The following is a 23,819-nucleotide window of genomic DNA, read 5'->3' as shown; positions in this document are numbered from 1 at the left end:
CGATGCGGAGATGGAGGCTCATTTGCGGAGATCGGCGAGGATGCGGGTGACGTCCATGGATCTGCGCCTTAGCGCGCCGGACTCGGGCGAACCGTATGAGTAATCGCCGTCTGACTTGGGGCGCGTGACGTTCCGCTTGGCCTGGTGGTCGTAGCGGACGCGCTCAGCATCGAGGCGTTCAAGCAGCGCGTCGCACGCGATGATGAGGCTTCTTGCTGCGGCCTTCGTGAGTTCGATCTTGCCTCGGGTCATGCTCATGCTTGCTCTCCTTCAACGACTGAAGCCGCCTCTTCCGAGACGGCTTCGTGGTGGTTGTGTGGTTCTGCTTTTCGGTCTGCGGCGCAGCATCGGCAGTTGTGTGCTTGTTCGCCTATGTGCCACTGGCATGGTTCGGGTCTGGGTAGTCTGGCTTTCGTCTTGGCCGGCCAGTGTGGGCCGGGGTGGAATATCGGCGCTGGTGTGACGCATGTTTGCTCCATGGCCTTGGTTGTGGCGGCGATGAGCAGCGAACCCAAGTCCATGGCGTCGGTGTGCTTGTTGATCAGGGACGTCAATGATGTGATGCCCCAGTCGGGTCGGATTTCGTGGAGCAGGTATGCGACAGCGCGCACTTGCTGGTCGGTGATGGTCAATGGATTCCTTTCAAGCCAAAAATCGCTCGAGTCTCGCGTTACGTAAGCGATGATTGGCTGGAACTTTTTTCATCGCTTCTTTGAAAAGCACCCCAAACACAAAGGCGAGATAACCCACACGAGGTGAGTATTAACTACTTGGTCTTGGTCTTGGTCTTGGACGATTTGAGGAACGGCGTTCGGAAACCGTTCCGGACGCTCTGGGAACGCTTTTGGAACGGCGTTCTACGTGCGTTCCTTAGCCGTGCTGTTTTTGTTCTGGATGAACTTCTCCTTGCGTTCCGCTGCCTTCTCCTTCGCTTCCAGGACTTGTTTCTTGGTGCGCTGATACTCGGCCCAGGACAGGAATTGGTAGTCCTCGCCGTCCGCCTCCCAGAAGCCCGTCTTTATGAGCTTGGCGGCTAGTTGCTTGCCTCGTGGCCAGGACTCCACGAACCAGAGCGGCACTGAGCCGTCTGTGAGGTAGTCGGTGCAGTAGGTGCCGGCGAGTAGCCATAAGCCCATTGCTTCGAGCCCAGCGGCGCGCGACTTTGGGTGGCCGTGCATCTTGTCGTCGGCGTTGAACCAAGCCACGGGGGATCCTTCCTTGATTGATGCGACTCATGCCGCGGCTTCAATATCAGCCTTGAGCTGAGCGAGCGCCTGTCCGGATTCGATGTGTTGCATGATTTGTCCGCCGATGAACCGGGAGTACGCCGGCGGTATAGCTTCAGCAAGGTTCTTGCGGTCGCTGGTCCAATGGATTCCCATTGCGTCCTGCCACTGCTTGACGGTTCCCTTGCCGCCTCCGCCGCCGTAGACAGCGAAGTATGGGCCGTCGAAGTACTCGCCGTGCCGCCAGCCGGCAACCCTTCCGCGGTGCTTCTTGTGTTCCAAGGGAAGTGCCGGGAATCCGGAGATCTCGAAGTATCGGTGGCGAATGACGGCAAGTCCGAACATCTCGCCGCAGAGCGTGAGGTCGCGGCGTAGGTCTGAGCCCTGGACATTCTCAATGACGGTGGGCACATCAAAGAGCGCCAGGAGCGCCCTTGTCGCCGGGATCAGATTGAGGTATTCCCGGCCCTTGTTGGTGCCCTTCGTGAGGGCGCTGGATGCTTGGCAAGGCGGGCTGGCGTGGATGGCGTCATATTCATGACCATGAGCCGCGAGGTAGGCAATCGCGTCGCCCTGGATGAAGGTCCCGGGGTAGTCGGGCATATCCTCAATGTCCACGCCATATACGTCAAAGCCAGCCTCCATGTAGCCCTTCCCTGCCCCCCCCGATCCGGCAGTAGAGGTCGAGCATCTTGGGTTTCATGCGGCTTTCTTTTCGTTGGTGCCCCAGTTCCATGTGCGGCCGATTCGTAGGGCCCGAATGTGTTCGTTTTGTTGTTCTTGGGTCCATTTGGCGTCGGGGTAGTGGCGGCGCATGGTTTCGGGGTCTACGTGGTGGGTGCGGCAGATTTCGATTTGGGACCAGCCGTCGCGTATGGCGTTCTCGATGAGTTGCCGGCGTTCTGGTGTTAGCATGCGGGGGCTGGTGATGCCGAGTCGCCGGCGGATTTGGGTGACGGCGCTTGTTGAGCATCCGAGGATTTGGGCGATTTGTTCGGCGGTTCGGTGGTTTTCGGTGAGTGTTCTGACGCGTTCGTAGTCGATGACAGGTCCGCGGCCGATACGCGGACGACTCGGGAAAGCTTCAGCGGTTGCGGCGCGCAGAAGGTCATTCGTCATCGCTCCTCCTTCTTGTGATTGCGGGTTGCGCGCATGACGTTGTTGATTGCCTCCCGCTCCGTTGGGTTGCGGTAGGTTTGGCGCGCCTGGTGATTGGCTTCGTCTTGCTTGTCGATCTCAAGGTGGTGCGGGCAGCGGTGATTGAGGCAGAGATCCATGGGCCCTCGGCAAAGAAAACAGCACGGATTTGCCATTAGGCGGCGTCCGCACGTGCGGTGAGGTGCGTTTCGATCTTGGCGACGTCGAGGCCGTACCAGTGCACGTCACCTTCAATGGTGGAGACGTAGACGACTGGGGCGCCGCTGTAGCCGAGGACTTCCTTGACGAAGTGCAGTGCTGCGGGGTCTTTGGTGACGTCTACTTCGGTGTAGTAGATGTCAGCTTGCTTGAGTTTGAGCTTCGTGATGCGGCAGGGCTGGCAGTTGGGCTTCGTATACAAGACCACTGCGGCGCCGTCTCGTGCTTGGGTTTCGAGTGCGTGGTTCATGGATGTCCTTTCGGTTGCGCACACCCCCTTCCGAGCTGGGGGTGTGCGCCGGGCATAAAAAAGGCCGCTCCGTGGCGGCCAATGTGTTGTGGTGCGGGCGGGCTAGAGCTTGCCGGGATAGTTTTCGCGCTTGAACGCGAAGGCGTCTTGCAGCACGACGTTGATGTCAGTCTCATAAGTGACTGTCCCGATGAGGTGGAGCGCATCGCTGCCCTTGACTCGGATCAGCAACTCGGCCTCTAGTGGGACGCGGATTGTCAGTGGGCTGTTAGCCATCGGCGCTATCCCCATCCGCCAGCATTGGCCGGTTGAGCGCCCCACGGGTCTTGCTGGGGTGCTGGTTCGTTGCCCCAGCCTTGGGAGTTCGTGGCGGCAGGCTGGGAGGTTGCGGCCGAGCCCTTCTTGTTGACCACGGACAGGCCGCGCACGGTCACATCAAGCGAGGTCTGGTGTACGCCGTCACGGTCTACGTACTCGCGCGCCATGAGATCGCCGAACACGCTCACCCTGGCACCCTTACGCAGCCGCTCGAAATAGTACTCAGCATCAGGGCCCCAGAGTGTGCAGCGGAACCATTGAGTCTGCTCAGCGGCCTTGTCCCAGTTGCCTTGATCGTCCTTCTTACCCTTGGTATCGGCCACCCTGAACTGAAGGCATGCGTTACCACTGGGCTTGAAGTCCATCTTCGGCTCGCCGCCAAGGTTGCCAGTGAAATTTATCTGCGCCATTACTCGGCAGCCTCAAGCTTCACGACGTCGGCCTCAACCTGTGCGGCGAACTTGTCCACGTCGGGCATGGATTCAAGATGGGGAGAATTCTGAAACACGTCTCCGCGGGACCAGTGAGCCCAGACCTTCAAGTATGATCCGCTGTGGAACACTGAATCTTCGTCGGCGAAGACTGCTTCGATGCTAAACATGATGGACTTATCAACAGCTTTGGCTCGAGCGAACAATGGCTCGAGCCGCGTGTGGGCGTATTGGGCGAGGGCTAGGACATTGCTCATTCTGATTCCTTGGTCTGTGCGTTGACGTAGTCGATGAAGTGTTGCGGCGCGTTGTTCTCGCCGAGCCACGCGAGGTAGCTGGGAACCTTGCCCTCAGCGATTGCCTTGGCCGTGTTGGCCTTGACACTGTCAGGGATAGTGAGGTCAGGCTGTTGTGGTGCGGGTACGGCGAGGGCTTCGGCTAGGGGCTTGACCGGATAGGGCCGCCGCTGACCCCTGCTCACCGTGATGCTGGGCGATGCGCCTTTAGGCCCAATGTCGGACATGTGCGAAATCCGGATGCCGCCAGGAACGTCTTTGCCGACCCTGACTGATGGATCTTTGAACAGGGTTACGCGCCGTCCAGCCCATTCAGAAGCTTCGTCGCCCCAGAGCTGAATAAGGACGGACAGCATTCCATTTGGTGGACGCCACGCTCGCCCTTCACCCTCTACCAGCTCAATGTCGTAGAGGGCTTCGGCGGTTCCATGTTTGACGCCAGCGATGGTGAACGTTCGTGGTCCGCCAGTGAAGTCGTCTGCGTTCCACTGGTCGGAACGTGGCTTTACTGCAACCTTCATAGTTTGAGCTCCAATTCTGCGTAGTGGTCGATGCGCTCGGTCATCGGCAATCCTTCGGTGGATTCTGCGTATCTGGCGAGCATTGCGTTTGCGGACATCTCGAACTCTGAGACGGATTCGATGATCGCCTCACGCCAGCGCTCATCAGGAGACACGCGCTTTACGTACAGCGGCATGCCACCACAAAAACTCACGTAATCGCACCACTTACGCCCGGAGACGAGCAGGCCACACTGGATCTGCGCCATATTCTCAATCGGCACTTCGTCGGCAAGGATCGTATTGAGCTGGATTTTCTGTTTCCGGGACTTGATCTCAATCAGCCCGTCATCGCCTACTAGGCCGTCTGGTGAGTAGCCGATCTTGAAGCCCCAGTCGTCACGGACCATGAACCCAAGTTCGGCCACTGGCGCATAGTGTTCGGCGTAGATTTCACGGGCGTAGGGCTCGTCCAGTGTGCCGCGCTCCATGTCTCTCGAAACGGTCATGGGCTCGACGTGCCCTGTGATGCGTTCGGCTACGAGCGTGGCTGTGAGTCCTCGGGCAGTCTCGTTCGCGGCCGGTTTGAGGGTCTTGGTGGTGACTAGCTGGCCAACGACGGATGCGGTCACGATGCCACACCGTGCGGCTAGCCACTCGTCGGACCCTTGCTCAAGTTCTTTGAAAATTTGCAAGCTCATGTTTCGTCCTTATCTGGGCATGAAAAAGGCCCCTCGTGGGGGCCGTGTTCCGGGCAGTTCGGGTTGGTGGGCTTCGGGCCACGCGGACTGTATCTGGCGGGCGGGCAGGTGCATCCGGGATAGGCGTTTGTTTGCCGCCCCCAGAAGTCTGCCCCGGTGCCCACGACGGGGTGGCTCATTCCCCGCCTCTTTCCGTCACCGCACGGGCACGGAGCCAGTCGGACCACTCTTGGCAGTCTGGCGCGGCAGGTTCATGCATCCCAAGAGCAGCGTTCGCGGCGTCTTTGAGTGCTTGTGCACGAAGGTGCGGGGCAGCGGCTTCGAGTATGGCCTTGGCTCGGTCGCGCCACACCAATTGGCGTCGAGGGTGCATGTCGTCATATTGATATCTCAGCGTTGGGCTGGACATGCATAGCGCCCTAGCAGCAGTCTCAATCACGCCGTCGGGGATCATTCCGGCCTCCTTCATAGTCCACACGTCCCACAGCAGCAAGATTCAGCGTCTTCGAGCTTCCCGTACCCGTTCGCGGCCAGCATGTGTGCCGCGTAACGTGCCTGATCCCATTCGCCAAGCCCGGCGAACACCGCTTCGTTGAATGCCTCCTTGATCGTCCGTGCCAGTTTCGTCAGGCCCTCGTCGTCGCGCACGGCGTCAACGATCTTGTGCACCTCGGCCATTGACGCGCTCACTCGGCCACACCCTTTGCCAACCGAATCTCAATGTCATTGGCCTGCTTACGTAACTTTGAGGCGCGGTCCTTGCACCAGTCCGCGAACTCCCGGCGCTCGTCGTTGGACAGGATGATTTCGTGTTTTACATCGTCCGCAGGACTCTTGCTCTTGAATATTCCTCCGAGGGTGCGGTGGAACCAACGCCCGCGCTTTACGGATACCTCGCTCACTGTTCCTGGCGTTTCGCATTCAAGCAGCATCCCGAGGCCGTCCAGAGCTCTGGCACGATTGCGGTATCTGTCCGCATAAGCCAAATCGGCGCGCATACTCTCAACGGCACTCATCGTTCCTCCTGGACTGCCGCTGAGAGCACGGCGCGGATGATCTGCTCGTAGTTCATGTAGCCTTCAAGGCAGCTAATAATCTCCCTGTGTACGCGTTCCACGGTGGCTTCGTCCAGTGTCAGGGTGTATGTCTTGTCAGCTTCCATGGTTCGCGGCCGCCTTTCGATTTTCGCGCTCTTTGGTGTTCCGGCATTCCTTGCAGTGCCGCTTCTTTCCGGGAACCAGCGGTGGAAGCTCGTGACCGCGCCTGCATACGGTAGCCGGCGCCTGCATCTGGTAGTGGCGGGTGGTGTTGATTGCCGCTGTCACGGGGTCAAGGTGGGACGGGTTGACGCAAGCCTTGTTGAGGCAAAGGTGGTCCAGTGCGATGTAATCCGGCAGTTCGGCGACCAAGTATTCGTAAGCGAACCGGTGTGCAAGCACGCCTTTTTTCTCAGGGCTCAGGGTGAATTTCCCGTAACCTTTCGGGTTTCGGGATTTCTGCCATTCCCAGCAGTCGCCATTGACCTTCACCCCGCGCCAGAATCGGACCTTGTTCGGAGTGGCGGTACGGGTGTAATCGGTGTGACCGTTCCTCTGAACACGAAGTAGGTGCATGTTGCACATGCCGTTTGCCCTGGGCGTCCGCTGACAGTCGTCAACTACACAGGCCGTTGCCATCTTCACGAATCTGCCGTGGAAGCCACGTGGTTGCTCACTCATGCTTCCCCCTCAAATAGGACCGTCGCGGAGAGATTGAACTCGCCAGCCGAATAGCCCATAGCCGATCCGACGGCAATCCAGTTCAGTCCGGCAGGTTCGGCCTCGTGTGCCCTGACAGCCGTCATGCCGCGCCAGTGAACGACCGCGCCTTCTGGCAGCGCGTCCAGTTCCTCAACAGTGGTGACCGTGCGGGTCTTCCGGTAACCAGCCCGTTCGAGAGGTCCGGTAAGGTCTTCCAGATATTCGTAGCCGCAGAATGCTTCGTGGCTGCTCCCATGCGGCGTACAGGTGCAACTGCCCACTTCGAGCAGGAGAATGCCGTCATCGATAACCAGCTTGTCGTTCTCGATAGTGCGGGGCTTCCGGTAGCCAGCGGCGAGGATAGCGTCGGCTGCCTTGTCGGGGCTCACGTAGTCATCGGCGTGCGAGCCGGGGATGTACTCGCCGCAGTCTTGGATGATCTCGGCCAGCTCGTCGCGGGCGTTCATTTCCCCTCCCCGAGTGCAGCGGTCACGGCGGTGACAGTCGGGCACGGCCAGCGCTGCCAGTTGCCGTCATCGGTCCCACAGCCGGTACAGACCTTCACAACTCGCTCGTGACGGCCCGGGTTCATGAGCGCATCAACCGGCTCATGGAGCGCAATCACCTTGTCGAGGGCTCCCAGCAGGCGCGGGACGTCCGCTTGGGACTGTTCCACGGTCGCGTGGCCCGGGTGGTCAGTGGCCGCAGCTTCCCGTGCGCGGATTGGTGCCAGGAGGGAAGACAGATCAGACATTGGTGGGCTCCGTCGCGTAGACGGGGCAGATGTCATAGAACCTGCCCCAGTAGGTCCGGTCATCCGTCTCGTCCTCCAAGTTCTTGCAGTAGGCCTGATACGGGCCCGTCATGGATTCGAGCGCGTCAACTCGCAGCGGGTGAAGTTCGCCGTCCCAGTCGATTTTCTTGGTCTTTTTGTCGACTACCACGTAGCCGATGATCTTCTCGCTCATTGTTGTGTGTCCTTACGGTTGAGGATGTCGGCTAGTAGTGCTGGTGGGAGTTTGGCCAGGTTCGCGCACAGGTGCGGGACGTGGGTGAGGTCCGGGAGGTGAATGTCACGGGTGGATGTGGGGACCGTTACGGGGGTCATGACTTGCTCGCTTCATCGAGGGCCGCATCCATAAGCGCCTGCATGTTGTCCTCGCGGCTCGAATCCTTCGTCCATATGGCTTTCAGGAATGCTTGGTTCTTGTAGATCAGAACGACACCGACAGGCTCATGTCCAAGCTGCTTGTCGCCTACCGCCAGCATCTTGTCGATGGTCGATAGCGTTGTCTCACGCTCGCTCGTTACGGGGGTCATTGGTTCGCCTCAGTAATTCTTGAGGATGTCAGCCGGGTGATCGGTTCCGCCCCAGTCCATGCCGCTCCCACAAACGGGGCAATCGACGAAGAATGGCGAGTTCTCCCAGTCGTCCTCGTCAGGCAGGTCAGCCACGGCATCCGGGTGTGGATAAATGACCATTGACGTCATGCAGTCTTCGTCTTCGCAGGTGCCCCAGTGGGCCGTGCGGTCTTCACGCTTGCTCATGCGACTTTCCTGACGTCGGCCGGTGCGGGGTGGATGAGGTCGTACGCGGTGGGTCCGGTGCAGACCGTCAGGCTTAGCGGGGTGGTGGACGCCGCGTACCGCACATGCGTCACCGTGCCAAGGACGCGCTGATCGTTGCGGACCAGATCACCAACCCGGATCACATGCCGTGCGGCGATGATCTCGTTGCGCGCATCCATGACAGTGAGCCCGTACATGCGGGAGTAGCGGAACACTTCGGCCGGCGTCGGGTTCGTCACCGGGTTACGGGGCATGAGTTCGGCGGTCATGGCTTGCCCCAAACAATGTGGTGACGGCCCGGGACAACCTGCGGGACGAGACGGTCAGCAAGTCGGCGGGCAAGCGTCCAACGGTCAGCGCGGCGGTGTGTGGTGGTCATTAGAATCCGTACTCCTTTCTGGCGGCGTCAGCGTCGTCTGACAGGCGGGTGTCACGCTCGGCATCGAGCAGGTCATAATCGACGTCCTCCGGCTCCTCAAGCAACCGGTCATGACGCATCGCGGCAGGGATGAACATGGCGGTCATGATGGTGGCGGCCAGGATGAGAATGATCATGATGCTCCTTCGGTTTTGCGGGTTGTGTACGCCGCGATGTCTTCCTTGATGCGCTTCTGCTGGGCGAGCTCCAGCGCGAGGGTGATCTCGTCCGGCCGCAACTTCGGTTCGTACTGCTTCTTCTTCGGCTTCGACTGGGCGCTCATGCTGCGTCCGGGGTGATATAGCCGCGGCGAACCAGCAGTCGGAACAAAGGGTCAACGCCGGACGGCAGAAGCTTGGACGAATATGTGACCCACGTTGCGCCGCTATTCCGCTCACCACTGGAGGCCTTCACCTCGAACCAGAGCGCGAACTCCTGATACGGGCGCCGGTCAGCCTGAATGACCTTCGCCGCGCGCAACCAGTCGAACAGCGTCTGCCGGCCAACCTTGAACATGTTGGCGACGGCACCGAGACTGAGCGAACCGTCCGCCTCGATGAACTTCTCGAACGCCTCAGCCTTTGGCGCGAGCTCCAGCACCCGAGACTCCGCAGCGTTCGCCCGATCCGACTCTTCGAGGATCGCCAGGGCGAGGGTGCGCGGATCGATAGCGTTCAAGTCAAGCGGCGCGTGACCGTAGCTGCCCGTCTTGCGGATGGCCGGGAGTACTTCGCCAGTCAGCCAGCGGCGGAAGGTAACCGCTTCCGGCTTATCGGAGCGGATCACAGCCTCATACATGCCGGACTCATTGACGATGGTCACTTGGCGAAACTGGCCGCCTGAGCTGATGTGAGTCTGGCTCACATCAGCCTCATCTAGACGTTCGGCAACGCGGGAAGGGGTTGTCAGGCCGAGGATCTGACAAAGGTCAGTGAGGACGAACCAAGGCTCGCCGTCGATTAGCACCGTGCGGACTTCCTGCCCGCCGTAGTTGAAGAGTTGTAGAGTGGTCACGAGTTGTTCCTTTCGGTAGGTACACAAAAGGCGGTCACCTTGCGCGGTGGCCGCCTCGCTTTTTGTTCTTGGTCATTACGTGGCGGGGCGGTCATCTTCGCCGCCCCGCCCAACCCCATCTGTAGGCTTCGTGGTGTTCAAACACGCGCAACCATGCGCACCTAGAGAAGGGGAAGTAATTTGGTCTGGAAATTCATGTACGGCGGGGAAGTTATCTCGCGCGCCGTCACTAATGAGCTGCACGATCTCATCAGGAGTCAGATCGACGAGGCGCTTCTGAACACTAAGGGCGGCTGGGTTGAGCTTCAGGGGGTGGAAGGTGGCGCTCGTGAACTGCTGATCACCCCCGGTGTGGCCATCAGCTTTGAGAGCGTCCCGGAGGAGACCGCGCAGGTCTTCTAACTGCTTGGCGAGTGCGTCCGTGATCATGCGGGCGCACTCGGCCTGGGTAATGAAGTCGCTCATGCTACTTTCCTTTCGATGTTGCGGATTGCCTTATTGGCGGTGGGATCTGAATGACCGAGGATGCGGGACAGCCCGAGAGGGTCAAGCGTCAAGATGTGCATATAGTTGCGATCGAAGAATGACTTCGACTTATCGGGGAAGAGGAAGAGTAGGTGCGCGACGGCGGACTTCTTGTCCATTCCTTCGAGCGCCTCCTGCAAAAGGGCATAGAGCAGCACGGGAAACCTCCGACTAAAAAGCCAGTAGGGGATGAGTGGTGGTGTGCCCGATTGGGCGAGGGTGCCGGCGCCTTGCGCTGCGGCGGGGTGGTGCGGGTTAGGCGGAGAGTTTGCGGAGTGCGGCTGCGATGCGGTCTTTGTCGTATCCGCCGCGCTTAGTGCCTGCGATGATCTGGGCTATCTCGTCCTGCTGGGCGGGTGAGAAGCGGTAGAGGCGGCCTATGCGATCACAGGGCCACTCCCCTGTTTGGACCTTGCGTCGCACCGTGTGGTTGCTGAGGCGGTATTTCGTCGCCATGTCCTGCGCCGTTGCATAGGACTCTGAACGCCGGGTCATGCTGCTGCGGCCATCATTGGCACTTCGCCCGGGAGGATTTCGGTGAGGCTTACGTCGAGTGCTGATGCAATCCGCCTAAGCTGAAATACAGTGAACTTGCCAGGGTTGGCCATGTTTCGCTCGAAGGTGTTCCGGCTGATCCCGGCCTGATCGAAGAGGGTCTTGCGGGTGACACCCTTGGCGGCGAGGTGGTTTTCAATGTTACGGGCCAGCTGGCTCTCGGCTTCATTTGGTGAGGTCATGAAGAGACCATATGCGGTCAAATGACCACAAGTCAAAGGGACACGCGGGGAAAAATTACCCATATGGATGTTGCGTACGTGCAATTGACCGCATAATGTGGCCGTTATGAGCACAGAAGAGAGCGACTATTGGGCGGCAGTGGCAACCGTCATCAAAATGGAGATGGCCGCGGCTGGAATGAGCCAGGCCAAGCTTGGCGCGTCGGCAGGCGTTGGCCGGGAGGCAATGAGTAACTACCTGCGGGGAAACCGGGATATGCCGTTCAGCGTGCTCGTGAAAGTCGCCGCCGCGCTGGGCCTCAGTCCTCGCGGACTGTTCGAACTGGCCGAAGCTCGACTTCAGCAAGGAAAGTAGACGGCCTCATGCCGCGCCCAAGCGACTCGCGGATGACGTCCTGCGCAGTCTCGCATCCCATTGCGTGAAGCCGCTCAATCATTTTCAAATCCCCATTTCGTTAGAATATATGTTCGAGTGATTCAGACTATAGACCATGCAGCTGACACTCAGGTTCAGGTGATATGACGATGGCCCAGAACGGCTATTATGCCCCATATGGGCCACCCCTTCCGGGTAGCTCTATCCCGATCGGATCATTCTGGAGTAGTTTTGGAGTCGTTGCAGGTCAGACCCATATGGGGCACCATTGGCCCATATGAGTCGGTTGCGCGGCGATAGAATCTCGGCGATCTTCGGACGGATACGATCATGAGCATGCCCTCAGGTAAGCAGCCGGCTCCCGGACCACTCGCGCGCTCATTTTCCGCGCACGTGAAGGGCGTGATGGACCGTGAGAGGATCACCATTTCGGCCATGGCCGAAGCTACTGGCCTGTCGCGAAACTACCTGGGCAAGCGACTCCGGGACGAAGTACCGTTCACCCTCAATGACGTCGAGGTTATCTGCGAAGTCCTCGGCCTCACGCCACCCAAACTTGACTGAACATCAACGCAAAAAGGGCCCCCGCCGTCTTGGCGGGGCCTGATCTGTTTCCGGGCCTAAAGGTTGAAAAACCTCCCCCCCACTGGGGGGACGGGGCTTAAATTTCCCCCAATCTATGCACTTAATGCACCTTCAATATTCCGGCCAAGATGGGCCTACTTCCCTTTGTTTATAAGGCAGGATCGCCATTGGAGCCGGTTTAGAAAATGGGGTTCAAATCCCCCCGTCTCCGCGTTTTGGCCCCGGTCTTTTGGACCGGGGCCTTTTTGCGTCCCAGGTCCCGAGGGCCGGAATTTCTGGGTTTTGGCGTGGTTCATGTCGCAGACTCTTGGAATTCAGCTCGCGCCAATAGCCTCGTCCGGGTAATCCGAGACCGACGAGGAGAAATTCATGCGTTCAACGACGAGATTCGCCATCGCGACGGTTGGGGCCGTCTTACTGTCAACCATCGTGCTCACTCCGTCTGCATTGGCGGCCGGCAACGGCTCAAACGGCAACGGGCACCAAGGCAACACCGATGGCTTCAGCTTCGGAGTAATCGGCGACGTACCCTACGGCGATGCTGAAATCCAGGCATTCCCGTCCTATATCCAGGATCTGAACGCCCACAAGGAACTGAGCTTTGTAGCACATGTGGGCGACATCAAGAATGGATCATCGCAGTGCACGGACCAGTATTTCGAAGCCATCAAGAAGAACTTTGACAGCTTCACCGCGCCGCTCGTCTACACCCCGGGCGACAACGAATGGACAGACTGCCACCGGACGAACAACGGCGCCTACGACCCCTTGGAAAGGCTGGCCAAGGTTCGGGAAATCTTCTTCCCGAAACCTGGTGTCACCCTTGGTTCGCCCATGCAGCTGAGGTCCCAGGCCAAGGAAGGCTTCCCGGAGAACGTCAGTTTCCGCAAACATGAGGTCGCCTTCACCACAGTCAACATTCCAGGCAGTAACAACTCGATGCTGCCTTGGACAGGATTGGGCCAAACCCAGCCCACGGCCGCCCAGCTCAACGAGGTCCAGCAGCGGACCCAAGCGGATATCCAGGAGTTGAAGGACACCTTCCGCAAGGCGCGGAACAATGGCGACCGAGCCGTCGTCGTGATGACGCAAGCCGACATGTTCGACCCGACAATCGCGGCTCCGTCCCAGGCCGATTTTGGCGCTTTCAAGCCGTTGGTACAGACTCTGATCGAGGAATCCAACTCGTTCGGTGGACCCGTCTACCTGATTAACGGCGACAGCCACGTTTATCACCAGGACCATCCCCTCGCGACCGGTTCCGCGTGGCTGTCCTTTTACGGCCAGCCCACTGCGGCGAAGAACCTGACGCGAGTCACTGTGGATGGATCAAACAATGCGAAAGACTGGCTCAAGGTCACGGTCAATCCTGAGGATGCAGCGAACGTTGTGTCCTTCGACCGGATACCGTTTACGCACCCGGCTTCCTAGCTAGCGTCCGGCGTCTTTCGTTTTGCCCGGCCAGCCCTCTGGCCTTGCCGTTTAACCTTGCCGTTTCTCGGGCCTGCTCACGCTCCGGCTGACTGCTGCCCCGGCGTGCCGGGGCAGCATGAGGCTGTCCACGGTGCTCAAAAGCATCGCTACAGCCATCGCGAGGAACGCGCCACGGTACGCGGAGGAAGGGCCGCCGCCGAAGAGTGAAGCATGATCGAAAAGGCGCAGGAAGAGTGCGCCTACCGCGATGCCGGTCCCCGCTGCCAGTTGCACCAGAGTGGCCGAAACGGCGTTGGCCGAGGGAAGCTCTCCCGGAACGATGTCCGCATATTGCACGGAGGCGTAGGCCGAGAAGCCGATCGAACGGAAGGCTCCGCTGGCCAGGAGCAGGACAAAAATCAACGGCTCCGGGGTCCCGGCGTTGAGCATTGCGCAAGCTGCAAAGGTGATCGCAGAGGCAAGGGAGGCGGAGACCAAGACGGGCTTGAAGCCGAAACGGCGGATGATAGGCGTCGTTGCAGGCTTGATGCTGATGTTGCCGATGAAGACGGCAGCCACCATGGCGCCGGACCTGAGCGGATCCCAGCCAAAACCGTCTTGGAACAACAACGGCAGCAAGAAGGGAACCGAGCTGATGGTCAGCCGGTAGACAAACCCACCTGTGGAGGTCGCCCGGAAAGTGCGGGTAGCGAAGACCCTGAGGTCGAAAAGCGGCGACTTGGCCTTGAGCATCCACCAGGCCGCCCCGGCCAAAGCCAATACTCCGGCCAACAGCACAACGGCCGGGAACACGCCCGGGCCGTGACCGCCCACTCCTTCAAGGCCTACCACGAGAGATCCGACGCCGAAAGTGGTTAGTGCGAGCCCCCGCCAGTCGAGCCGTCGGCCAGTGTCACCTCCCGTGCGCGGAACCAGCCGCAACGCCGCGAGGAACGCGACAATACCCAGCGGTACATTGATCAGGAAGATCCAGTGCCATGAAAGATAGGTGGTGAAAGCTCCGCCCACGAGAGGCGCCAAAACGGGAGCGAGCAAGCCCGGCCAAACAAGGAATGCCGTGGCTCGGAGCAGCTCTGATTTGGGAGTACCCCGCAGCACTACGAGCGTCCCTACGGGCACCATCATGGCCCCGCCTGCGCCCTGTGCCACCCGGCTCAGCGTCAGCCAGGTGAGGTCCGGGCTGACCGCGCAAAGCAACGATGCCGTCGTGAATACTGCTATCGCCAGGCAGAAGATTCGACGTGCCCCAAAGCGTTCTGCGAGCCAGCTGCTAAGCGGAATTCCCATGGCCACGGTCACCAGGTAGGCGGTCATCGTGACATTGATATCGGCAGAAGCGACTGTGAAGTCGGCTGCAATGCTGGGCATGGCGGTGGTGAGGACCGTACCGTCCAGGAACTCCATGAAGAAGGTGGCGGCAACCAGCAGTGCGAGCCGTGGCTGCCACTTGGATCCGGACTCGACAGACGGGGCTGCGCCGTTCAAGCTGCTTGACCGAGTACGAGAGGCAACACCGATCCCGCTCCGGCTTGCCTGAGGGCGCGGCCGGCAATGGTCATGGTCCAGCGGCTGTCCGCCAAGTCATCGACCAAGAGGATGCCTTGGCCGCCGAGCGAGGCGAGGTTCTGTGCAAGTTCAGTGCCAACTACGAGGCGCTCCCAGACACCGGCCAACCGGTAGGCGCTGTTGCCTCCCCGGGCGCCGGCGGGTCCACCATGCTCGAGTTGGAGGGGGCCCAGATACGGCATCTGGCCGATCCCTGCTATGCCGCGGGCCAAGGATTCAACCAGCACCGGCTTGTTTCTGGAGGGGATGCTCACGACGGCTACCGGCCGTCCTTGCCCGCTCCAACCCGTGGTTCTGCCATCTCCGACGGCCCACTCGCGCAAGACCTGAACACAGCCCTGCAACATAGCAGGTTCAATTTCACGGTCAGCCGCGCCGGCCGCAAAGAGTTCGCGGAGGGCCCCTCCCCAACCCAAATCAGTCAGGCGGGCCAGGACACGGCCTTCAGCCAGCAACTCTTCCGGCTTGATCTTGCCTTTCACAGCCACGCCCAGCCGGTCCATGCCGCTGGGCCATTGAAGCCGGGGTTCCAGCACCAGGCCCGCGCGCCGGAGGGTCTGCCCCGCAGCGTCTGCGGCGGCTGCTTCCACGTTGGCCGGGAACCATATGCCGGCGCAATTGTCGCAACGGCCGCATGCACGTGCGGACTCGTCGTCCAAGACGGCGGTGATATATTCCATGCGGCATCCAGCGGTGTCCTGGTAAATCACCATGGAGTCTTGCTCGTCCACCCGGGCCTCGGCAATACGAGCGTAGCGTTCGGCATCGTAGATCCAGGGACGTCCCGTGGACCTCCAGCCGCCGCCGACTCGCTCCACCGCGCCATCGACCGCAAGGACCTTCAACAGGAGTTCCAAGGGTGTCCGGCGCAGGTCCACCCGCGCTTCGAGGGCCACGGTGGACAACGCAGAGCCGGACCCGGCGAGGACGTTGAGGACGGCTGCGGCCTTTTCCTCCGAAGGCATGGAAGCGGTGGCAAAGTACTGCCAGATTTCGCGGTCTTCGGACCCAGGCAGGAGGAGGACATCGGCATTTGCGGCGCCACGACCGGCTCGGCCCACTTGCTGGTAGTAGGCCACCGGCGACGAAGGTGCGCCGAGGTGGATAACGAAACCAAGATCGGGTTTATCGAAACCCATGCCGAGGGCCGAGGTGGCCACCAGCGCCTTCACTTGGTTGTCCTTGAGAAGCTGCTCGGCCCGTTCCCGGTCCGCGGGGTCCGTGCGTCCTGTGTAGGACAAGACCTGGTGGCCCGCTTCGGAGAGAAGCCGTGCAGTGTCTTCGGCGGCGGAAACGGTCAAGGTATAGATGATCCCGCTGCCTGGCATATCAGCAAGATGTGTGAGCAACCAGCCCAGGCGATCCCTTGAGTCGGCAAGCTTCAGGACACCCAGCCGCAAGGACTCTCGGCCAAGAGTGCCACGGATGGTAAGAACGCCGGAGCCGAGCTGCTCCTCGATGTCATGCACCACCCGGGAGTTGGCCGTCGCCGTGGTCGCCAGCACGGGGACGTTACCGGGCAACTGCTCGATGAGATCGGAGATGCGCCGGTAGTCGGGACGGAAATCGTGGCCCCAGTCCGAAATGCAGTGTGCCTCGTCAATCACCAGGAGGCCGGTACGGCGGATGAGCTCGGGCAGCTGGTTCTCCCGGAAGGAAGGGTTGGTGAGCCTTTCCGGCGACACCAGGAGAACGTCCACCTGGTCCGCGGCGAGTTGCTCGCGAACGTTGTCCCACTCGAGCTGGTTGGCCGAGTTGATCGCCACTGCGCGCACACCGGCCCGGGCGGCGGCGGCCACCTGGTCCCGCATGAGTGCGAGCAGCGGGGAGACAATCAGCGTGGGCCCGGCTCCTCGCCGCCTCAGCAACAACGACGAGACGAAGTACACCGCGGATTTACCCCAGCCAGTCCTCTGGACCACCAGGGCGCGCCGTCCGGCGTCTACGAGGGCTTCGATCGCCTCATACTGGCCGTCATGGAATTGCGCGTCCGTACTCCCCACAAGCTCCCGCAATACCTCAAGAGCTTGCAGCCGGGTGGTGGACTGTTCTGCTGCGAGGAGAGCAGCATCAGGGTTGTTGGGCATGGGTTCAGTATTCCAGCATGCGCAAACAGCCAGAACCTGGAACTTCATCTATGTGGACGAACATCCGTGTAGCGAAGGTTTTCCACATAGCCGCTTTTCTGGCGAGGTGACGGCCGGGCTCCACAGTAGGATTGAGCCCGTGAATAGCGAGCAGAAGAAGAAGACATTTGACCTCTCGGCTTCCTTCAAGGCCTACGACGTCCGGGGAATCGTCGGTGAATCCATTACATCCCGCATCGTGGAATCCGTCGGCGCCGCTTTCGTCGACACCCTCGGGCTTTCGGGCGAGACCGTTCTGGTGGGCGGCGATATGCGCCCGTCATCTCCCGAATTCATCAAGGCATTCGCCGACGGCGCCGCTCGCCGGGGTGCCAATGTCCAGCTTCTGGGCCTCATCTCCACCGACGAGCTCTATTACGCTTGCGGCGCCCTCAATGCCGCCGGCGCCACGTTCACTGCGAGCCACAATCCCGCAGAGTACAACGGCATCAAGATGTCCAAGGCTGGTGCTCAGCCGATCTCGTCCGAAACAGGACTCAAGGAAATCCAAGCACTCGCGGAGAAGTACCTCAATGACGGCGACATTCCTGCTGCGGACGTCCACGGTGAGATCAGCTCCCACGATGTACTGAAGGATTACTCGGAATACCTGCGCAGCCTGGTTGACCTTAAAGTCTCCCGTCCTTTGAAGATCGTCGTCGACGCCGGGAATGGCATGGCCGGACTCACCACGCCCGCCGTGCTCGGTGACACGCTGCTTCCGGCGCTGCCGTTCGAAATCGTCCCCCTGTACTTTGAGTTGGACGGTTCCTTCCCGAACCATCCGGCCAATCCCCTTGAACCTGAAAACCTGCGTGATCTGCAGGCCGCCGTCATCGAGCACGGCGCGGATATCGGGCTGGCGTTCGACGGAGATGCCGACCGTTGTTTCGTAATCGACGAGAAGGGCGAACCGGTATCGCCCTCGGCGATCACCGGCATGGTTGCGCGGCGGGAAATCGCCCGCGCCCAAGCCGCGGGAGAAGAAACCCCCGTGATCATTCACAACTTGCTGACCTCGCGGGCCGTCCCGGAGCTCGTGGCCACGGATGGTGGCAGGGCTGTCCGCACCCGGGTGGGACACTCGTTCATCAAGGCGGTCATGGCAGAAGAAGGGGCCGTCTTCGGCGGCGAGCACTCGGCCCACTTCTACTTCCGCGATTTTTGGAACGCGGACACCGGGATGCTCGCGGCCATGCACGTGTTGGCAGCCTTGGGCGAGCAGGACGGCCCGCTGTCGGAGCTCGGCCGCCAGTACGAGCCTTACGTTTCCTCCGGCGAAATCAACTCCGAAATCGAAGACAAGGCCGGAGCCATTGAGCGCGTCCGCGCCGAATTTGATGGCGAAGACGTCGATGTCGACACCATGGATGGCAGTACCTTCACCGCGAAGGATGGAAGCTGGTGGTTCAACCTTCGGCCGTCCAACACGGAGCCGTTCCTGCGCCTGAACGCCGAAGCAAAGGATGTGGCCACCATGGAAAAGGTCCGCGACCGCGTCCTCGCGCTGGTTCGAGCCTAGCCAGCAGCCCCGAAGACGAGCAGCAGCATGGGCAACACAGCCAACAACTCCGAAAATGCAGCAGAGCGTGAACTCCACTACGTCCGCGAGACCTTGGGGGCCGCCTTGGCGACGGCGCAGGAACACTTGGAACAAAATGGCGGCTTCCTGCCCTTCGCAGTCACGCTCGCGGACGACAACGAACTCCGGCTCGTCTTCGTCTCGCCCGGAGAGCCGGATGACGAAGGAAACGTCGATACAGAGTCGATGTTGGCCGACGTCCTCGAGTTGCTCCGTCAAGGTCGGGATGGATACCGCGCCGCCGCGATTGCCAGCGACGTCATCCTTCCCGAACATGGCTCGGACGGAATTCACGCCGCTGCTGAGGATCGCGACGGCGGGCTGATGGCAGCTGTGATCCCCTACGTTCAGACAAGCGGAGGTTTCACCTTTGACACCGCAGAAGCAGATACCAACGAACCCCTTATCTGGGTGGACTAGACCTGACTACGTAAGCTTAAAGGCATGAAGATCAATGCCTTCGCAGATGTGAGCCTGCGTGCGCTCCTGGTCCTATCGTCCGCGCCCGCAGGTGAACTCCTGACCACCCAAAACATCGCCGATGCTGTTGGGACGCCCTACCATCACGTCAGCAAGGCCATTGTTCGGCTGCGCGAGTTGGGCTTGATTGACGTCGAGCGCGGACGAAAGGGCGGATCCCGGCTCAGCACAGCCGGGCACAAAGCCACTGTGGGCCAGCTCCTTCGGGAACTTGATACCAGATCGGATCCCGCGGAGTGCCACTCCTCCCACGGCGACTGCCCCTTGATCATCGAATGCGGCCTACGTGGCGCCTTGGCCCGCGCCCGGGAGGCCTTCTACCGGGAGCTTGACGGCGTCGTCGTCTCCTCCCTGCCGAGTTTTCGGCAGATGGCCCCGGTGTTCCAAACGATCGGCTTGCGCCCCGGGATGTAACTCTCAGCCGTCGATTGGCAAAATCCTTCTACGACGTGTAGAAATGAGCCATAGATACTTGCATTCTAAATACAAGTATTAGTCTCGGCCCGTACGGAAGCTGTGGGCCACTACGACAGGAGTACGTATGCTCTCGGACAAGTCCTTCCCCGTCATTCAGGCGACGTTGCCGCTCGTTGGCTCCAGGATTGGCGACATCACCCCCAAGTTTTACGAGCGCCTCTTCGCCGCGCACCCCGAGTTGCTCGACGGGCTGTTCAGCCGTTCGAACCAGCGTTCCGGCAGCCAGCAGCAAGCCCTCGCCGGAAGTATTGCCGCATTCGCGAGCCACTTGATAAGCAACCCGGGAAGCCTGCCGGAGACTGTGTTGTCCCGCATTGCCCACCGTCACGCTTCACTCGGCATCACAGAGCCGCAATACCAAGTGGTCTACGAGCACCTCTTCGCTGCCATCGCAGAGGACCTGGCCGAAGTCATTACCCCTGAAATTGCCGAAGCTTGGACTGAGGTCTACTGGCTCATGGCGGACGCCCTGATCAAGCTCGAAAAAGGACTCTACGCAGCCCAGGCCAACGGCAAGATGTGGAGCCCCTGGAAGGTCGCGTCCAAGGCTCCCGCGGGCACCGGGTCCATGACCTTCGTCTTGGAGCCCGCAGACGATACACCCGTCAGCGAGGCGCTCCCCGGCCAATACATCAGCGTCAAGGTCACGCTCCCCGACGGTTTGCGCCAGGTCCGGCAGTACTCGCTTTCCGGCGCCGCAGGCACCAGCCGCAGCTTCACTACCAAGATCGATGACGGCGGCGAAGTTTCCCCCGTGCTGCACAACTCAGTGAAGGTCGGTGACGTCCTGGAGATTTCCAACCCTTATGGCGAAATCACGCTCAAGGACGGCGACGGGCCCGTAGTCCTCGCCTCGGCCGGCATTGGCTGCACGCCCACGGCTTCCCTCCTGCGTTCACTGGCCGATTCCGGCTCGAATCGTCAGGTCCTTGTCCTGCACGCCGAGAGCAACCTGGACAGTTGGGCGTTGCGCGGGCAGATGACGCACGACGTCGAGCGCTTGGATGCGGCAGAACTCCAGCTCTGGTTGGAGGAACCGCAAGGCGGGTCCAATGCGGGCTTTATGTCACTGCGCGAAGTGGACCTTCCGGCCGATGCCTCGCTGTACCTATGCGGCCCGCTGCCGTTCATGAAGCACATTCGCAATGAAGCGATCAATGCCGGAATCCCTGCCACGAAGATTCATTACGAAGTCTTCGGGCCGGACATCTGGCTCGCCAACTAGCTAGCAGTAGATGTCGTTTATAGGCCCCAAAACGACATCTAGTGCGAGTCAGTTGGGGTGCTCGAAGCGGCCGGCAGGACCACTCCCAAGGTTCCGTCGACGAGCACCCATTGCCCGTCGGTCAAGGTGCTGGTGGCCGAACCAGCGCCCATGACGGCCGGAATTCCGTATTCCCTCGCAACGATCGCCGCATGCGAGGCGAGTCCACCGGCATCCACCACAACCGCGGCGGCCCGTTGGAACAGCGGAGTCCAGGAAGGGTTGGTGTAGGGGCAGACCAGGATTTCCCCACTACGCAGCTGGCCGAACTCGCTCGGTGCCCGGATCACGCGAACCTGACCGGTTGCTTGGCCACGGCTGGACGGAGTACCGGAAACCAAGACGCCTGCCCGCTGCTTTCCTCGAGCAGGGCGCCCTCCAGAGGGCAGGTGTCCAGAGGGCAGGTGTCCAGCAAAAAGCAACGCAGGATCAAGCAGTGGAATACCTTCGAGCTCACGCCGTTTCGCCGCCCGAGCGAGCACCAGCGGCCGGAAACGGTGCCGGAGGGAAGCCGGCAGCGCGCCGTCGTCGGCGTCTGTAATGGACTCCAGTTCCTCGAACCGCAAGTGATAGATCTCCTCCGGCTTGTCGATCACGCCCGCCAACACCAACCGGCGTCCCAGCTCCCGGTAAGCGCGGCGGATCGACGGAATGGCTTTGGTGGCGTAGAAGTGGCTGTCTTCGCGGAACGCAATTCCAGCCCTGGCGGACTCGACCGCAGCGAGCATCCTCCGGCGCAGCGGTTCGAAACGGAGCACCGGGTGCCGGTTCAATTCCTCCATCGCTGTCCCGGCCTGGTCAACCGTTTGAAGCCGCCCGCCGGACATCGCTTTCACGAGGCCCAGAACCACTTCGGGGGCATCGGACCAGGTAGGCGAACTGCTCAAGACAACGCTAGTGGTTTCGCGGTGGCCGTATTCCAGCTGGAACGCCTCGAACGCCGCGCGGAAAACACCATGTTCGGGATCTTTTTCCACCAGGTCCAGCAGCTGGCCGGAATCGGCCTCAAGAAAGGCGCGTGACAGCCCGGGGTCGTCCGCCGCGATGGACGCCAGCTGTTCAAGGGCGCGGTTCGCCTGGCTTGTCCGGGTCTCCGCGCCGGCGATCAGCACAGGAGCCAGCTTCATCTTGCCAAGCAACAGGAGCATGAGGCGCATTTTCAGCATTGGCAAGAGAATCCCCGGCAGGTAGGAAATCCGGAGATCCCTGATGGCCCGCATCGTCCCGAAGCACTCCTCAACGAAGGCGATGACCGCGCGCCATCGCAGCGGAGCGAGGTCCGTTCCGTTCAACCGTTCCGTGTCGGCAAGGAACTGCCCAAAACGCGGATCCCGGGTCCACTCGCCGGCCTTGAATTCCTTTGAGCGGCGCAGCAATGACACCGGCGCAGCAAGCGACCGGAGGCTCGGGCACGGCACCGGCGGGATGAGCTGCACCACCACGCCGTCTTCCTCAGGCAGCAACTCCTCGACCATGGGGAATGCAACGCCCACGCTCCCGGCCATCCCGCGCAACATTTCCAATATGCCGAGGCGCATCCACCCCGAAACGTCCAGCGGATACGGCCGCTCCTGGAACATCTCCCAGAAGAAGGGTCCCACCCACCGTTGAAACCAGTTGAGGCTGGGCGGTTGGGGCGGGAGTGCGGTTATCGGCCGGACTTGCAGAACATACAGCACGCCTCCCGCCACCGCCCACTCAATGTCTTGGGGACGGCCAAAATGCTGCTGGGCTTCCTGTCCCAGCTGTGCCAGCTCCGCCAATTGCTCCGCCACGAGCCCGGGCCTAGCACCCGGCGTGCCGGTCATTTCCCGCGTTCCCCCGCCCGCAGCCGCACTGATCACTACCTCCCGGCCACCCGGCACGAAACTGAGCACTTTTCCGAAGCCGTCCAGGACGTAGCGCTCCGGCGTCACCCGCCCCGAAACCACGGCTTCCCCGAGCCCGGGATTCGCATCCACCACCATCTCGCCGCGCTCACCCGTTACCGGGTTCGCCGTGAACATGACGCCCGCCACCGCGGCGGGCACCATTTTCTGTACGACGACGGCGATTGCCACCTCGCGCCGGTCGATTCCCTGCCGGCGGCGGTAGGCCATGGCCCGCTCGGTCCACAACGAGGCCCAGCAGCCGACGACGGCCCGTACCACCTCATCCTCGCCGGTCAGGTTGAGGAAAGTGTCCTGCTGCCCGGCAAACGCGGCCCCCGGAAGATCCTCCGCAGTAGCACTGGAACGGACAGCGACCGCACCCCGGCCCAGCTTCGCATAGGCGGCGAGGATCTCCTCTCGAACGCGCTCGGGCATATCCGCGCTTGCGAACAGCTCCCGGATGGCGGCAGCGCGGGTTCCGTTGCCGCCGTTGGACGCACCGACGTCGAACGCGTCACCGGGCTCCGAGGACAACAAGAGGTCCAGTTCTGCCCCCGCCTTCGTTTCCGCCAGGAAGGAGAGGTACGCGCCCGTGGTGATGATGAATCCCGGCGGCACAGGAAACCCTTGACGCACCAATTCCCCCAGGGCCGCACCCTTGCCGCCGGCGACAGCAACGTTGCCCCTACCGAACTCGGCCAGTGACGCAGTGATCTGCTGAGCCATCCGGGGCTCACTGACCGTGGCGGGCGCATGGAGGATTGGTTTTGGCGGCTGGGCGTCGTCCATGGCGGTCCCTGAGAATAGAGAACTATTGGTTCCCTGAAAGCTACGCCAGGCGCTTGCACGGCACAATGCCCGGAGACGACGGCGGTCCCGCACCTTGAGCGCCAAGGTGCGGGACCGCCGTTCGTAGAAGGGGCCTCCGCCGCCGAGGGGCCCCAATCGAGCTTGCGAGATTGGGGAGGCGGTGGGGAC

38 protein-coding genes are annotated in these 23,819 nt (G+C 61.1%); 7 read left to right on the top strand and 31 right to left on the bottom strand.

All coding sequences use genetic code 11. The annotated features are described in order from the left end of the window. Nucleotides 1–18: 18 nt before the first annotated feature. The 28 genes from A3M3_RS0108110 to A3M3_RS0107965 all read right to left on the bottom strand — a co-directional run bounded on the left by A3M3_RS0108110 (nucleotide 19) and on the right by A3M3_RS0107965 (nucleotide 11,080). Nucleotides 19–258 (bottom strand): hypothetical protein, encoded by a 240-nt coding sequence (locus A3M3_RS0108110; RefSeq protein WP_028265918.1) that lies wholly within the window; start codon nucleotides 256–258, stop codon nucleotides 19–21. Continuing rightward, nucleotides 255–632, bottom strand: a complete 378-nt coding sequence (locus A3M3_RS0108105; protein ID WP_028265917.1) for a hypothetical protein — start codon at nucleotides 630–632, stop codon at nucleotides 255–257. Before A3M3_RS0108105 ends, A3M3_RS0108110 begins: the two co-directional genes overlap by 4 nt. 225 nt (nucleotides 633–857) lie before the next feature. Then, the gene (locus A3M3_RS24265) at nucleotides 858–1,205 is read right to left on the bottom strand and encodes a hypothetical protein (RefSeq protein ID WP_051423027.1); all 348 of its coding nucleotides are present in this window, start codon (nucleotides 1,203–1,205) and stop codon (nucleotides 858–860) included. A 27-nt stretch (nucleotides 1,206–1,232) separates the two neighbouring features. Continuing rightward, entirely contained in the window at nucleotides 1,233–1,871 is a 639-nt protein-coding gene (locus A3M3_RS24260) for a DNA cytosine methyltransferase (protein ID WP_197023151.1), read from the bottom strand. 54 nt (nucleotides 1,872–1,925) lie between these two features. Beyond that, nucleotides 1,926–2,345: a hypothetical protein gene (locus A3M3_RS0108090; protein WP_028265916.1), complete on the bottom strand. Its 420-nt coding sequence runs from the start codon at nucleotides 2,343–2,345 to the stop codon at nucleotides 1,926–1,928. A 193-nt stretch (nucleotides 2,346–2,538) separates the two neighbouring features. Continuing rightward, on the bottom strand, nucleotides 2,539–2,832 hold the full coding sequence (locus A3M3_RS24255; protein ID WP_051423026.1) for a glutaredoxin family protein: 294 nt from the start codon (nucleotides 2,830–2,832) through the stop codon (nucleotides 2,539–2,541). 102 nt (nucleotides 2,833–2,934) lie between these two features. Beyond that, on the bottom strand, nucleotides 2,935–3,108 hold the full coding sequence (locus tag A3M3_RS27960) for a hypothetical protein (protein WP_155854323.1): 174 nt from the start codon (nucleotides 3,106–3,108) through the stop codon (nucleotides 2,935–2,937). 5 nt (nucleotides 3,109–3,113) lie between these two features. After that, nucleotides 3,114–3,560, bottom strand: coding sequence for a single-stranded DNA-binding protein (locus tag A3M3_RS0108070; RefSeq protein ID WP_028265915.1), 447 nt, complete (start codon nucleotides 3,558–3,560; stop codon nucleotides 3,114–3,116). After that, nucleotides 3,560–3,838: a hypothetical protein gene (locus A3M3_RS0108065; RefSeq protein WP_028265914.1), complete on the bottom strand. Its 279-nt coding sequence runs from the start codon at nucleotides 3,836–3,838 to the stop codon at nucleotides 3,560–3,562. Before A3M3_RS0108065 ends, A3M3_RS0108070 begins: the two co-directional genes overlap by 1 nt. After that, entirely contained in the window at nucleotides 3,835–4,398 is a 564-nt protein-coding gene (locus tag A3M3_RS24250) for a hypothetical protein (RefSeq protein ID WP_051423024.1), read from the bottom strand. The genes A3M3_RS0108065 and A3M3_RS24250 overlap by 4 nt, the downstream gene beginning before the upstream one ends. Then, complete coding sequence (locus tag A3M3_RS0108055) at nucleotides 4,395–5,078, bottom strand: lambda exonuclease family protein (RefSeq protein WP_028265913.1); 684 nt, start codon at nucleotides 5,076–5,078, stop codon at nucleotides 4,395–4,397. Before A3M3_RS0108055 ends, A3M3_RS24250 begins: the two co-directional genes overlap by 4 nt. A 465-nt stretch (nucleotides 5,079–5,543) precedes the next feature. After that, nucleotides 5,544–5,768: a hypothetical protein gene (locus A3M3_RS0108045; RefSeq protein WP_155854322.1), complete on the bottom strand. Its 225-nt coding sequence runs from the start codon at nucleotides 5,766–5,768 to the stop codon at nucleotides 5,544–5,546. Then, nucleotides 5,765–6,094 carry a hypothetical protein gene (locus A3M3_RS0108040; protein ID WP_028265910.1) on the bottom strand — a complete coding sequence of 110 codons (330 nt, stop codon included), beginning with the start codon at nucleotides 6,092–6,094 and terminating at the stop codon, nucleotides 5,765–5,767. The genes A3M3_RS0108045 and A3M3_RS0108040 overlap by 4 nt, the downstream gene beginning before the upstream one ends. Continuing rightward, nucleotides 6,091–6,240: a hypothetical protein gene (locus A3M3_RS27955; protein WP_155854321.1), complete on the bottom strand. Its 150-nt coding sequence runs from the start codon at nucleotides 6,238–6,240 to the stop codon at nucleotides 6,091–6,093. Before A3M3_RS27955 ends, A3M3_RS0108040 begins: the two co-directional genes overlap by 4 nt. Then, nucleotides 6,230–6,796: an HNH endonuclease gene (locus tag A3M3_RS26890; RefSeq protein ID WP_155854320.1), complete on the bottom strand. Its 567-nt coding sequence runs from the start codon at nucleotides 6,794–6,796 to the stop codon at nucleotides 6,230–6,232. The genes A3M3_RS27955 and A3M3_RS26890 overlap by 11 nt, the downstream gene beginning before the upstream one ends. Beyond that, a complete protein-coding gene (locus A3M3_RS0108025) occupies nucleotides 6,793–7,284 on the bottom strand; it encodes a hypothetical protein (protein ID WP_028265909.1) in 492 nt (163 codons plus the stop codon). Before A3M3_RS0108025 ends, A3M3_RS26890 begins: the two co-directional genes overlap by 4 nt. Continuing rightward, nucleotides 7,281–7,571: a hypothetical protein gene (locus A3M3_RS0108020; protein WP_028265908.1), complete on the bottom strand. Its 291-nt coding sequence runs from the start codon at nucleotides 7,569–7,571 to the stop codon at nucleotides 7,281–7,283. The genes A3M3_RS0108025 and A3M3_RS0108020 overlap by 4 nt, the downstream gene beginning before the upstream one ends. Then, on the bottom strand, nucleotides 7,564–7,785 hold the full coding sequence (locus A3M3_RS0108015; protein WP_028265907.1) for a hypothetical protein: 222 nt from the start codon (nucleotides 7,783–7,785) through the stop codon (nucleotides 7,564–7,566). The genes A3M3_RS0108020 and A3M3_RS0108015 overlap by 8 nt, the downstream gene beginning before the upstream one ends. Nucleotides 7,786–7,921: 136 nt before the next feature. After that, the gene (locus tag A3M3_RS0108010) at nucleotides 7,922–8,137 is read right to left on the bottom strand and encodes a hypothetical protein (protein ID WP_028265906.1); all 216 of its coding nucleotides are present in this window, start codon (nucleotides 8,135–8,137) and stop codon (nucleotides 7,922–7,924) included. A gap of 9 nt (nucleotides 8,138–8,146) precedes the next feature. Next, nucleotides 8,147–8,365, bottom strand: a complete 219-nt coding sequence (locus A3M3_RS0108005; RefSeq protein WP_028265905.1) for a hypothetical protein — start codon at nucleotides 8,363–8,365, stop codon at nucleotides 8,147–8,149. Next, nucleotides 8,362–8,655 carry a hypothetical protein gene (locus A3M3_RS0108000; protein ID WP_028265904.1) on the bottom strand — a complete coding sequence of 98 codons (294 nt, stop codon included), beginning with the start codon at nucleotides 8,653–8,655 and terminating at the stop codon, nucleotides 8,362–8,364. The genes A3M3_RS0108005 and A3M3_RS0108000 overlap by 4 nt, the downstream gene beginning before the upstream one ends. 109 nt (nucleotides 8,656–8,764) lie before the next feature. After that, nucleotides 8,765–8,941, bottom strand: a complete 177-nt coding sequence (locus A3M3_RS27945) for a hypothetical protein (protein WP_155854318.1) — start codon at nucleotides 8,939–8,941, stop codon at nucleotides 8,765–8,767. Next, entirely contained in the window at nucleotides 8,938–9,087 is a 150-nt protein-coding gene (locus A3M3_RS27940; RefSeq protein WP_155854317.1) for a hypothetical protein, read from the bottom strand. Before A3M3_RS27940 ends, A3M3_RS27945 begins: the two co-directional genes overlap by 4 nt. Beyond that, on the bottom strand, nucleotides 9,084–9,818 hold the full coding sequence (locus A3M3_RS24240; RefSeq protein WP_051423020.1) for a phage antirepressor: 735 nt from the start codon (nucleotides 9,816–9,818) through the stop codon (nucleotides 9,084–9,086). Before A3M3_RS24240 ends, A3M3_RS27940 begins: the two co-directional genes overlap by 4 nt. 75 nt (nucleotides 9,819–9,893) lie before the next feature. Continuing rightward, nucleotides 9,894–10,283: a hypothetical protein gene (locus tag A3M3_RS0107980; RefSeq protein ID WP_028265903.1), complete on the bottom strand. Its 390-nt coding sequence runs from the start codon at nucleotides 10,281–10,283 to the stop codon at nucleotides 9,894–9,896. Then, nucleotides 10,280–10,501 (bottom strand): hypothetical protein, encoded by a 222-nt coding sequence (locus tag A3M3_RS0107975; protein ID WP_028265902.1) that lies wholly within the window; start codon nucleotides 10,499–10,501, stop codon nucleotides 10,280–10,282. Before A3M3_RS0107975 ends, A3M3_RS0107980 begins: the two co-directional genes overlap by 4 nt. Before the next feature lie 97 nt (nucleotides 10,502–10,598). Then, entirely contained in the window at nucleotides 10,599–10,838 is a 240-nt protein-coding gene (locus tag A3M3_RS0107970) for a hypothetical protein (RefSeq protein ID WP_028265901.1), read from the bottom strand. Next, a complete protein-coding gene (locus tag A3M3_RS0107965) occupies nucleotides 10,835–11,080 on the bottom strand; it encodes a helix-turn-helix domain-containing protein (RefSeq protein ID WP_028265900.1) in 246 nt (81 codons plus the stop codon). Before A3M3_RS0107965 ends, A3M3_RS0107970 begins: the two co-directional genes overlap by 4 nt. A 106-nt stretch (nucleotides 11,081–11,186) precedes the next feature. On the opposite strand from A3M3_RS0107965, the gene A3M3_RS0107960 reads away from it, so the two are divergent. The 3 genes from A3M3_RS0107960 (at nucleotide 11,187) to A3M3_RS0107950 (ending at nucleotide 13,472) form a co-directional block, all read left to right on the top strand. Beyond that, nucleotides 11,187–11,435, top strand: coding sequence for a helix-turn-helix domain-containing protein (locus tag A3M3_RS0107960; protein WP_155854315.1), 249 nt, complete (start codon nucleotides 11,187–11,189; stop codon nucleotides 11,433–11,435). Nucleotides 11,436–11,786: 351 nt separating this feature from the next. Then, complete coding sequence (locus A3M3_RS0107955; protein ID WP_028265898.1) at nucleotides 11,787–12,020, top strand: helix-turn-helix domain-containing protein; 234 nt, start codon at nucleotides 11,787–11,789, stop codon at nucleotides 12,018–12,020. 390 nt (nucleotides 12,021–12,410) lie between these two features. Beyond that, nucleotides 12,411–13,472, top strand: a complete 1,062-nt coding sequence (locus A3M3_RS0107950) for a hypothetical protein (RefSeq protein ID WP_028265897.1) — start codon at nucleotides 12,411–12,413, stop codon at nucleotides 13,470–13,472. A gap of 51 nt (nucleotides 13,473–13,523) precedes the next feature. On the opposite strand, the gene A3M3_RS24235 is transcribed toward A3M3_RS0107950, so the two are convergent. Further along, a complete protein-coding gene (locus tag A3M3_RS24235; protein ID WP_035741501.1) occupies nucleotides 13,524–14,960 on the bottom strand; it encodes an MFS transporter in 1,437 nt (478 codons plus the stop codon). Beyond that, nucleotides 14,957–17,128 carry a RecQ family ATP-dependent DNA helicase gene (locus A3M3_RS0107940; RefSeq protein ID WP_028265896.1) on the bottom strand — a complete coding sequence of 724 codons (2,172 nt, stop codon included), beginning with the start codon at nucleotides 17,126–17,128 and terminating at the stop codon, nucleotides 14,957–14,959. Before A3M3_RS0107940 ends, A3M3_RS24235 begins: the two co-directional genes overlap by 4 nt. Nucleotides 17,129–17,258: 130 nt before the next feature. Between A3M3_RS0107940 and A3M3_RS0107935 the strand changes: the two genes are divergently transcribed. The 4 genes from A3M3_RS0107935 to A3M3_RS0107920 all read left to right on the top strand — a co-directional run bounded on the left by A3M3_RS0107935 (nucleotide 17,259) and on the right by A3M3_RS0107920 (nucleotide 20,931). After that, complete coding sequence (locus tag A3M3_RS0107935) at nucleotides 17,259–18,689, top strand: phosphomannomutase/phosphoglucomutase (protein ID WP_442853115.1); 1,431 nt, start codon at nucleotides 17,259–17,261, stop codon at nucleotides 18,687–18,689. A 27-nt stretch (nucleotides 18,690–18,716) separates the two neighbouring features. Further along, nucleotides 18,717–19,169, top strand: a complete 453-nt coding sequence (locus A3M3_RS0107930; protein ID WP_028265894.1) for a hypothetical protein — start codon at nucleotides 18,717–18,719, stop codon at nucleotides 19,167–19,169. A gap of 24 nt (nucleotides 19,170–19,193) precedes the next feature. Then, entirely contained in the window at nucleotides 19,194–19,643 is a 450-nt protein-coding gene (locus A3M3_RS0107925; protein ID WP_028265893.1) for an RrF2 family transcriptional regulator, read from the top strand. Nucleotides 19,644–19,770: 127 nt separating this feature from the next. Beyond that, nucleotides 19,771–20,931: a globin domain-containing protein gene (locus A3M3_RS0107920; RefSeq protein WP_028265892.1), complete on the top strand. Its 1,161-nt coding sequence runs from the start codon at nucleotides 19,771–19,773 to the stop codon at nucleotides 20,929–20,931. Nucleotides 20,932–20,969: 38 nt separating this feature from the next. On the opposite strand, the gene A3M3_RS0107915 is transcribed toward A3M3_RS0107920, so the two are convergent. Further along, a complete protein-coding gene (locus A3M3_RS0107915) occupies nucleotides 20,970–23,567 on the bottom strand; it encodes a PEP/pyruvate-binding domain-containing protein (protein WP_028265891.1) in 2,598 nt (865 codons plus the stop codon). Nucleotides 23,568–23,819: the final 252 nt, after the last annotated feature.

Origin of the sequence: Arthrobacter sp. MA-N2, assembly GCF_000517125.1 — a bacterium.
Lineage (GTDB): Bacteria > Actinomycetota > Actinomycetes > Actinomycetales > Micrococcaceae > Arthrobacter > Arthrobacter methylotrophus.
This window is presented reverse-complemented; position numbering and strand designations above follow the sequence as displayed.

Excerpts from the sequence above, each read along its gene's own strand:
- A3M3_RS0107980 (WP_028265903.1), bottom strand. The coding sequence starts at position 10,283 with ATGAGCGACTTCATTACCCAGGCCGAGTGCGCCCGCATGATCACGGAC.
- A3M3_RS0108040 (WP_028265910.1), bottom strand. The coding sequence starts at position 6,094 with ATGAGTGCCGTTGAGAGTATGCGCGCCGATTTGGCTTATGCGGACAGA.
- A3M3_RS0108000 (WP_028265904.1), bottom strand. The coding sequence starts at position 8,655 with ATGACCGCCGAACTCATGCCCCGTAACCCGGTGACGAACCCGACGCCG.
- A3M3_RS0107965 (WP_028265900.1), bottom strand. The coding sequence starts at position 11,080 with ATGACCTCACCAAATGAAGCCGAGAGCCAGCTGGCCCGTAACATTGAA.
- A3M3_RS24255 (WP_051423026.1), bottom strand. The coding sequence starts at position 2,832 with ATGAACCACGCACTCGAAACCCAAGCACGAGACGGCGCCGCAGTGGTC.
- A3M3_RS0108110 (WP_028265918.1), bottom strand. The coding sequence starts at position 258 with ATGAGCATGACCCGAGGCAAGATCGAACTCACGAAGGCCGCAGCAAGA.
- A3M3_RS26890 (WP_155854320.1), bottom strand. The coding sequence starts at position 6,796 with ATGAGTGAGCAACCACGTGGCTTCCACGGCAGATTCGTGAAGATGGCA.
- A3M3_RS0108015 (WP_028265907.1), bottom strand. The coding sequence starts at position 7,785 with ATGAGCGAGAAGATCATCGGCTACGTGGTAGTCGACAAAAAGACCAAG.
- A3M3_RS0107930 (WP_028265894.1), top strand. The coding sequence starts at position 18,717 with ATGGGCAACACAGCCAACAACTCCGAAAATGCAGCAGAGCGTGAACTC.
- A3M3_RS0108090 (WP_028265916.1), bottom strand. The coding sequence starts at position 2,345 with ATGACGAATGACCTTCTGCGCGCCGCAACCGCTGAAGCTTTCCCGAGT.
- A3M3_RS0107925 (WP_028265893.1), top strand. The coding sequence starts at position 19,194 with ATGAAGATCAATGCCTTCGCAGATGTGAGCCTGCGTGCGCTCCTGGTC.
- A3M3_RS0107970 (WP_028265901.1), bottom strand. The coding sequence starts at position 10,838 with ATGACCCGGCGTTCAGAGTCCTATGCAACGGCGCAGGACATGGCGACG.
- A3M3_RS0107960 (WP_155854315.1), top strand. The coding sequence starts at position 11,187 with ATGAGCACAGAAGAGAGCGACTATTGGGCGGCAGTGGCAACCGTCATC.
- A3M3_RS27945 (WP_155854318.1), bottom strand. The coding sequence starts at position 8,941 with ATGATCATTCTCATCCTGGCCGCCACCATCATGACCGCCATGTTCATC.
- A3M3_RS0107915 (WP_028265891.1), bottom strand. The coding sequence starts at position 23,567 with ATGGCTCAGCAGATCACTGCGTCACTGGCCGAGTTCGGTAGGGGCAAC.
- A3M3_RS0108020 (WP_028265908.1), bottom strand. The coding sequence starts at position 7,571 with ATGTCTGATCTGTCTTCCCTCCTGGCACCAATCCGCGCACGGGAAGCT.
- A3M3_RS27955 (WP_155854321.1), bottom strand. The coding sequence starts at position 6,240 with ATGGAAGCTGACAAGACATACACCCTGACACTGGACGAAGCCACCGTG.
- A3M3_RS0107955 (WP_028265898.1), top strand. The coding sequence starts at position 11,787 with ATGAGCATGCCCTCAGGTAAGCAGCCGGCTCCCGGACCACTCGCGCGC.
- A3M3_RS0108010 (WP_028265906.1), bottom strand. The coding sequence starts at position 8,137 with ATGACCCCCGTAACGAGCGAGCGTGAGACAACGCTATCGACCATCGAC.
- A3M3_RS27940 (WP_155854317.1), bottom strand. The coding sequence starts at position 9,087 with ATGAGCGCCCAGTCGAAGCCGAAGAAGAAGCAGTACGAACCGAAGTTG.
- A3M3_RS0108070 (WP_028265915.1), bottom strand. The coding sequence starts at position 3,560 with ATGGCGCAGATAAATTTCACTGGCAACCTTGGCGGCGAGCCGAAGATG.
- A3M3_RS0107950 (WP_028265897.1), top strand. The coding sequence starts at position 12,411 with ATGCGTTCAACGACGAGATTCGCCATCGCGACGGTTGGGGCCGTCTTA.
- A3M3_RS0108065 (WP_028265914.1), bottom strand. The coding sequence starts at position 3,838 with ATGAGCAATGTCCTAGCCCTCGCCCAATACGCCCACACGCGGCTCGAG.
- A3M3_RS0108005 (WP_028265905.1), bottom strand. The coding sequence starts at position 8,365 with ATGAGCAAGCGTGAAGACCGCACGGCCCACTGGGGCACCTGCGAAGAC.
- A3M3_RS27960 (WP_155854323.1), bottom strand. The coding sequence starts at position 3,108 with ATGGCTAACAGCCCACTGACAATCCGCGTCCCACTAGAGGCCGAGTTG.
- A3M3_RS0108055 (WP_028265913.1), bottom strand. The coding sequence starts at position 5,078 with ATGAGCTTGCAAATTTTCAAAGAACTTGAGCAAGGGTCCGACGAGTGG.
- A3M3_RS0108025 (WP_028265909.1), bottom strand. The coding sequence starts at position 7,284 with ATGAACGCCCGCGACGAGCTGGCCGAGATCATCCAAGACTGCGGCGAG.
- A3M3_RS0107920 (WP_028265892.1), top strand. The coding sequence starts at position 19,771 with ATGCTCTCGGACAAGTCCTTCCCCGTCATTCAGGCGACGTTGCCGCTC.
- A3M3_RS0107940 (WP_028265896.1), bottom strand. The coding sequence starts at position 17,128 with ATGCCCAACAACCCTGATGCTGCTCTCCTCGCAGCAGAACAGTCCACC.
- A3M3_RS24250 (WP_051423024.1), bottom strand. The coding sequence starts at position 4,398 with ATGAAGGTTGCAGTAAAGCCACGTTCCGACCAGTGGAACGCAGACGAC.
- A3M3_RS24260 (WP_197023151.1), bottom strand. The coding sequence starts at position 1,871 with ATGGAGGCTGGCTTTGACGTATATGGCGTGGACATTGAGGATATGCCC.